General features: G+C 50.1%; 6 protein-coding genes and 1 tRNA gene. All 7 read right to left on the reverse strand.

The window, feature by feature from the left end; translation table 11 throughout:
• Positions 1 to 236 (reverse strand): adenylosuccinate synthase (locus GF404_10715; protein MBD3382653.1); only part of this gene is annotated, 236 nt, incomplete at its 3' end.
• Between the two features lie 11 nt (positions 237 to 247).
• Positions 248 to 859 (reverse strand): YihA family ribosome biogenesis GTP-binding protein, encoded by a 612-nt coding sequence (locus GF404_10720; GenBank protein MBD3382654.1) that lies wholly within the window; start codon positions 857 to 859, stop codon positions 248 to 250.
• A complete protein-coding gene (gene lon, locus GF404_10725) occupies positions 819 to 3,167 on the reverse strand; it encodes an endopeptidase La (protein ID MBD3382655.1) in 2,349 nt (782 codons plus the stop codon). Before lon ends, GF404_10720 begins: the two co-directional genes overlap by 41 nt.
• A gap of 31 nt (positions 3,168 to 3,198) precedes the next feature.
• The gene (gene clpX, locus GF404_10730; protein MBD3382656.1) at positions 3,199 to 4,455 is read right to left on the reverse strand and encodes an ATP-dependent Clp protease ATP-binding subunit ClpX; all 1,257 of its coding nucleotides are present in this window, start codon (positions 4,453 to 4,455) and stop codon (positions 3,199 to 3,201) included.
• 70 nt (positions 4,456 to 4,525) lie between these two features.
• On the reverse strand, positions 4,526 to 5,110 hold the full coding sequence (clpP, locus tag GF404_10735) for an ATP-dependent Clp endopeptidase proteolytic subunit ClpP (GenBank protein MBD3382657.1): 585 nt from the start codon (positions 5,108 to 5,110) through the stop codon (positions 4,526 to 4,528).
• A gap of 14 nt (positions 5,111 to 5,124) precedes the next feature.
• Positions 5,125 to 6,387 carry a trigger factor gene (gene tig, locus GF404_10740; protein MBD3382658.1) on the reverse strand — a complete coding sequence of 421 codons (1,263 nt, stop codon included), beginning with the start codon at positions 6,385 to 6,387 and terminating at the stop codon, positions 5,125 to 5,127.
• A gap of 83 nt (positions 6,388 to 6,470) precedes the next feature.
• Positions 6,471 to 6,552, reverse strand: a tRNA-Leu gene (locus GF404_10745).
• Positions 6,553 to 6,979: the final 427 nt, after the last annotated feature.

Genomic DNA, 6,979 nt, shown 5'->3' on the forward strand with positions numbered 1-6,979 from the left:
AGTCGCCACAGGTCAGTTACCACGCCGTTGCCAATCAGGCAGGCTTTGTCTGGATGAAGGATTCCCGAGGGTATCAGATGCAGGATATACTCCTGATCATCGATTATGACGGTATGGCCGGCGTTTGCGCCTCCCTGCGAGCGAGCGACTATATCCGCTTTTTCGGAGAGCAGGTCGACGATCTTGCCCTTGCCTTCGTCGCCCCACTGACTTCCTACCACTGCAGTGTGCTTCATGAATTTATCCTTTAGTTTTCGGTTATTCTCCATTCAATCCAGCTCAGGACCTCCTTTTTCCCCTGCCCGGTCACTGCTGAAAACGGTATCGGGTGGAGCCCTTGCGGCAGTCCGAATTTCTTTGATGCCCGTTTGACCGACTGGGCGAGCTGATTGTTCGAGAGCTTGTCGGCCTTAGTGAGGACAATCATATATACTAATTCCCTCTCGCTCAACATTTGATTCATCTGCATATCCAGGGCGGTCGGCTCATGACGGCTGTCAACCAGGTGAATTACACCCCGTAACATCTCGTTTTTATCGAAATATTGTTCCATCAAAGCCCCCCATTCATTGCGCATTGACTTGGATACTTTGGCGTACCCAAATCCGGGCAGATCGACAAAATAACAGGATTTACCGATCTTGAAATAGTTTATGGAGCGGGTTTTACCGGGTGTCGAGGATGTCTTGGCCATGTTCTTACGACCCATCAACCTGTTGAGCATCGATGATTTGCCGACATTTGATCGGCCCGCAAAGGCTATTTCGGGTAAGGCTTGTCCTTTGAACTGTGAGAGATCGAAGACTGATTGCACAAACTCAACGTTTTTTAGTTCGAGCATGACGCTTTTTGCCACCATTGAAGACTTCCGCGATTACCTGGTCGGCAGTTTTTACCATCCGCAGGTCGAGCCCCGATTTGACCTCGTTGTTGAGTTCCTCGATTTCAGCTGAGTTTCTCTTGGGGCAGACGATCTTTTTAATTCGGGCGCGTTTAGCGGCGATGAATTTCTCGTTTAATCCGCCGATCGGGAGCACCTGTCCGGTCAGAGTCAATTCGCCGGTAAGGGCAATGTCCGAAGGTACCGGTTTATTGGTCAAGGCCGAAAGCAGGGCCACCATAAGGGTTATCCCGGCCGAAGGACCGTCTTTGGGAACAGCGCCTTCAGGTATGTGTACATGAATTTCGAGATTCTTGAAGAAATCGCGCTCGAGTCCGAAGTCCGAGGCTTTACTGCGGATATAGGACAATGCGGCCGAGGCAGATTCCTTCATGACATCACCCAGCTTACCGGTCAGGTTCAGCTTGCTCTTACCGCTCATGAGCGAGACTTCGACAGGCAGGAGTTCACCTCCGGTTTCGGTCCAGGCCAGACCGTAGGCCCGGCCCACGATCGGACGGGTCAGGCGTTCCATGCCCTGAAAACGAGGCGCACCCAGGTATTCCTTCAATTTTGGTGCAGTTACTTTGAATGACCTGCGGCGCGGATGAGTGACCTTTTCCTGGGCCACTTTGCGGTACACAGTGGCGATCATCCGTTCCAGTTCGCGAACCCCGGATTCACGTGTGTAATCATGAATTACCTTCATGACAATATTTTTATCCATCGTAATCTTAACCCCGGAGAGACCCATCTCCTTTTTCAGGCGGGTAACCAGATGGTTCTGGGCAATTTTAAGCTTTTCATAATCGAGATAACCGGGGAGTCGAATCACTTCCATGCGATCGATCAACGGTGTTGGGATCCCCTGCAGGGTATTCGCGGTAGTCAAAAAGAGAACCTGCGAGAGATCGTAATCGAGTTCGAGAAAATGATCCGAGAACGAGTTGTTCTGCTCCGGGTCGAGCGCTTCCAGGAGTGCGGCGGCAGGGTCGCCACGATAATCGGCTCCGATCTTGTCGATCTCATCCAGCATAAAGACAGGATTGGAAGAACCAGCTTTTTTTATCGATTGAATTATCCTGCCCGGCAGTGCCCCGATGTAGGTCCGGCGATGACCACGGATTTCAGCTTCATCTTTCATTCCGCCCAGGGACATGCGCACGAATTTTCGATCCAGTGCTCGTGCCACCGATTTACCCAGGGAAGTTTTGCCGACACCCGGTGGACCGACCAGGCACAGGATCGGACCTCGGGTTTTTTCCGCGAGGCGTATGACTGCCAGGTGCTCCAAAATTCTCTTTTTGGGCTTGTCGAGGCCGTAGTGATCTTCATCTAAAATCTTTGAGACCTTTTTGAAATCATCCCGGTCTTTGGTATGGGTTTCCCAGGGGAGTTCGAGCACCCAATCCAGATATCCCCGCACAACCGCGGCCTCGGCAGAAAATGGATGCATCTTCTGCAGGCGTTCGATTTCCTCACGAGCTTTCTTCTTAACTTCCTTGGGGGCTTTCAGTTTTTTCAGCTTTTTGTGATACCCGCCGGCATCGCCCTGGCCTTCCTCGAACTGGCCGAGCTCTTCCTTGATCGCTTTCAACTGGTGTTGCAAATAGTATTCGCGCTGGCTCGATATCAGGGAATCCTTAACCGTGTTGTCGATCGACTCCTGGATTTTAAGGATTTCGATTTCACTTTTTAGTATTTCATCAAGCTTCGTAAACTGTTCGTAGATCGTCGGTGATTCCAGGAGTTCCTGGCGTATCTTGACTTTTACTTCGAGGTTAGCGCTGATGATGTCGGCCAGTTGCAGGCGATCTTCTATGTGGCTCAAGTACATCAGGACTTCGTCCGGCACCTTATGAGAATAGCGCACATATTCTTCGAAATTGCGTGAAACCTGCCGTGCCAATGCTTCCATGTGGTTGTCATCGGCGCCGTCCGGAATCTGGGGAAACTCCAGTTCGACCGAGTAGCAGTTTTCATCCAGGTACATATCCATTATCCTGGCCCGGGTGATACCTTCGGCCAGCACTTTGATCATCTGGTTGGGAAGCTTCATTACCTGCAATATACGGGTGACTGTACCGGTCGTGTAAAGATCCTCGCGCTGGGGTTCCTCGATATGAGGTTTATGCTGTGTGCTGAGAAAGATCAGCTTTTCCCTGACCATAGCCTCCTGTAACGCGTCCAGCGAAAACTGACGCCCCAGAAGAAGCGGTGAAACCATATTGGGGAAGATTACCATATCCCGCAACGGCACCAGTGGAAGTGTGCCGGGGATTTTCATCTTTTCGTTGTTATGTTCGATCCGGATCGATTTAGGCACTCTGCCTCTCTTTTAGAACGATTTCCGGAGATGCCTTTTCGGTGATAACTTCCTCGGTGACAATCACGCTGGTGACATCATCGCGGGATGGCATCTCGTACATGATATCGAGCATCGATTCTTCCATAATCGAACGCAGTGCCCGTGCCCCTGTTTTGCGCTTCTGGGCTTTTTCGACAATCGCAGAGAGGGCGTCATCGGTGAATGACAATTCGATATCATCCATCTCGAACAGCTTTTTATATTGTTTGACCAGAGCGTTCTGGGGTTTGGTCAAAATTTCGAGCAGAGCTTCGTTTGAGAGTTCATGCAGGGCACATACCACCGGAAGTCGGCCGATAAGCTCGGGAATCAATCCATAGCTGAGAAGATCTTCGGGTTGAGCCAGTTCCAGTATCTCGCCGATACGCTTCTCATCCAGCAGAATTTTCTCCGCCGCAAACCCGAGGCTTTTGCGTCCAACGCGCTTGAGTATAACTTTCTCGAGACCGTCAAAAGCCCCGCCACAGATAAACAAAATATTGCGTGTGTTGATCTTGATGAACTGCTGTTCGGGATGTTTGCGTCCGCCCTTGGGCGGTATGTTGGCCTCGGTACCCTCGAGCATCTTCAGCAGTGCCTGCTGGACGCCCTCGCCGGAAACGTCGCGCGTAATCGATGGATTGGCCTCGCGTCGGGCGATCTTGTCGATTTCGTCGATATAGACGATTCCATGCTCGGCCAGTTTGATATCGTAATCGGCCGCCTGAACGAGCCGGACCAATATATTTTCGACATCCTCGCCAACATAGCCGGCTTCAGTCAGGACGGTCGCGTCAGCGATACAAAACGGTACCGAAAGCATCCTTGCCAGGGTCTGTGCCGCCAGCGTCTTACCCGTACCTGTCGGGCCCAGAAGCAGGATATTGGACTTGTCCATTTCGATCTCGTCATCGCTTTCGCCAGGGCTGTCACGATGGGACATCACCCGCTTGTAATGATTATAAACCGCGACCGCAATAGACTTTTTGGCGGAATCCTGTCCGATCATATATTTATCCAGGAAGGCCCGGATATCGGATGGTTTGAGCAGTTTAAAATCCCGTGAAATCCTGAGCTTGCGTTCCTCTTCCTGTAAAATGCGCGCACACAGATTGACGCATTCATTGCAGATCAACGCTTCCTCGCCCGAGAACAGTCGTCCCACCGGAGGGCTTGAGCGTCCGCAGAAAGAGCATTTCCTTATTCTGTTTTGTGCTTTATTCGACATATAAAAATCTCCAAAAAAATTGGGCTAATAAGTAGCCCAATTCTGGAATTAACAAGATATTAATCTGAAATCAAGTTCTTTTTTCATAGACCTCATCGACTAAGCCATATTCTTTGGCTTCCTCCGGGGACATCCAGAAATTACGGTCGGTATCTTTTTCGATTTTTTCGATCGGTTGACCGGTATGGCTGGCCAAAATTTCATTTAAGGCTTTTTTGTGAGTCAGGTATTCCTTGGTCTGGATTTCGATATCGGTCACCTGACCCTGAACACCTCCCCAGGGCTGATGGATCATAATTCGTGCATGGGGCAGGGCTGTACGTTTGCCGTCGGCACCGGCCGCCAAAAGCAACGCACCCATACTGGCCGCCATACCCATACAGGTCGTGGCAACGTCGGCCTTGATAAACTGCATGGTGTCATATATGCCCATTCCGGCCGTGACCGAACCGCCGGGCGAGTTGATGTACATAAATATGTCTTTTTCGGGATCCTCAGCTTCCAAAAACAGAAGCTGGGCAATGACCAGGTTGGCAATATGATCGTCGATCGGAGTACCGACGAAGACGATACGGTCTTTTAGTAGCCGGGAGAATATGTCCCAGGAGCGTTCTCCACGACCGGTCTGTTCTACTACGATCGGAACTAACGGCATAAGCATCCTTTCTCTTATACGTCCTCTACTGTCGAAGACTCCAGAATAAAGTCGATAACTTTCTGTTCCAGAATAGTTTCCTTGACGTCCTGTATCTTCTTCTGGGCGGCCAGAAATTCCCTGGCCTGCTCAACGGTTATATTGGACTTATCGGCAAAATTCTCCAGCCAATTATCGGTATCCTCTTTGCTCACTTCAATTTTCTCTTTTTCGGCGATCAGGTGGTAGAGCAGGTTCCAGCGGATAAACCGAATCGCCATCGGCCGATACTGCTTACGAAGCTCTTCATCATCCGCCTGCTTATCCTGGTTTTGCTGTTTATAGTCCTCAATCATGTGGTCAAGGTAGTTATGGATCAAAGATTCCGGAAGTTCAAATGTATTGGCTGAGATTACTGACTTTATAGTCTGGTCCTGTAATTCATTCTCGACCTCCTGCTGACGGCGTTGCTTGAGATCCTCGCGGATACGATCCTTGAGATCATCGGCGGTTTTCATATCCTCGCCGAACTGTTTCAAAAACTCCTCATTGATCTCGGGAGGGATCACTTCCTTTATCTCCTTGGCGGTCAGCTTAAACTTGAAATGTTTTCCGGCCATCTGCTCTTGATAATAATCATCGGGATAGTCGATTTCGACTTCGCGCACATCACCCGGATTGATTCCCTTGAGGGCGTTATAGAATTCCGGCAGGGTGGCTTTCTGGTTGAGCTGGAACTGGAAGTCTTTCATCTCTTTCTGCTCGATCGAGTTTGAGGGATCTTCGAGGACCTCCATATCGACGACCACGAGATCATTATCTTCAGCCGCGCCCTCCTTGGTCTTCAGTGATGAGAAGCGATCGAGAATATGCTTATAGGCGTCCTCGACATCCTCTTCTTTGAGCTCCGGGGACTGTTTTTTTAGTGTGAATCCGGTATATTTCTGGAGCTCGATTTCCGGTTTGATATCAAATTCGGCCGTGAAAGTGACCGGCTTGCCTTCCTCGATTTGGATCATGGAAAAAGCCGGATCTGAAATCGGCATTACCCCCGATTCCTTGACCGCTTCGGAGTAAGCGTCCGGGACGACGGATTCAAGCACCTCTTTTTCTGCCAGCTTGCCGTAACGCGACTTGATTACATTAATCGGTGCCTTGCCTTTGCGAAATCCCGGAATCTGGGCCTCGCGTTTGAGGACCTTGTAGACTTCCTCGAATTTCTTGTTGATATCCTCTTCGGGGATGGTGACTTCGAGTTTGCGACGCCAGTTTTCTTCCTCGACCAAATTATACTTCATCTCATACTCCGGATCGAAATTGTAATAGTTCTGTCACTGGATAAAGTCTGTTTTGCGACCTATTGTTCCAGCTTAAAAAAATATGCGAAAGAGGGGATTTGAACCCCTACGGCCAAAGCCACTGGATCCTAAATCCAGCGCGTCTACCAGTTCCGCCACTTTCGCAGGCTAACAGTTAACTGCGGAATATATATAATTGACCAAAAAACAGCAAGTAAATTGGCAAGATCGGGTTGGAGACAGGACTTGGGAGATGCGAAAAAAGTAGCCGTGCCGGTGTTAACCGGCACGGCTTTTTATCGAGAAATCTGATTTTCTTTCAGTTTCTCAACCAGGGAATTGACGGTCAGTCAATTAATACGCGCAACAGTCGTCACCGCCCCATGAACCAGCGGCACAATCACCTGGCGGAGTTCCGCCGGCGAAAGCGAAGTTAATAATATAAACCGCGTCGGAGACGTCCGGACTGCCGTCGCTGTTGGCATCACCGCAGGCAATTACAGGCTGCGGAGGAGAGCCACCGGCGAAGGCGTAGTTAATGATATAAACCGCGTCAGAAACGTCAACACTGCTGTCGTTGTTGGCGTCACCG

The sequence above is a fragment of the Candidatus Zixiibacteriota bacterium genome (assembly GCA_014728145.1).
Lineage (GTDB): Bacteria > Zixibacteria > MSB-5A5 > JAABVY01 > JAABVY01 > WJMC01.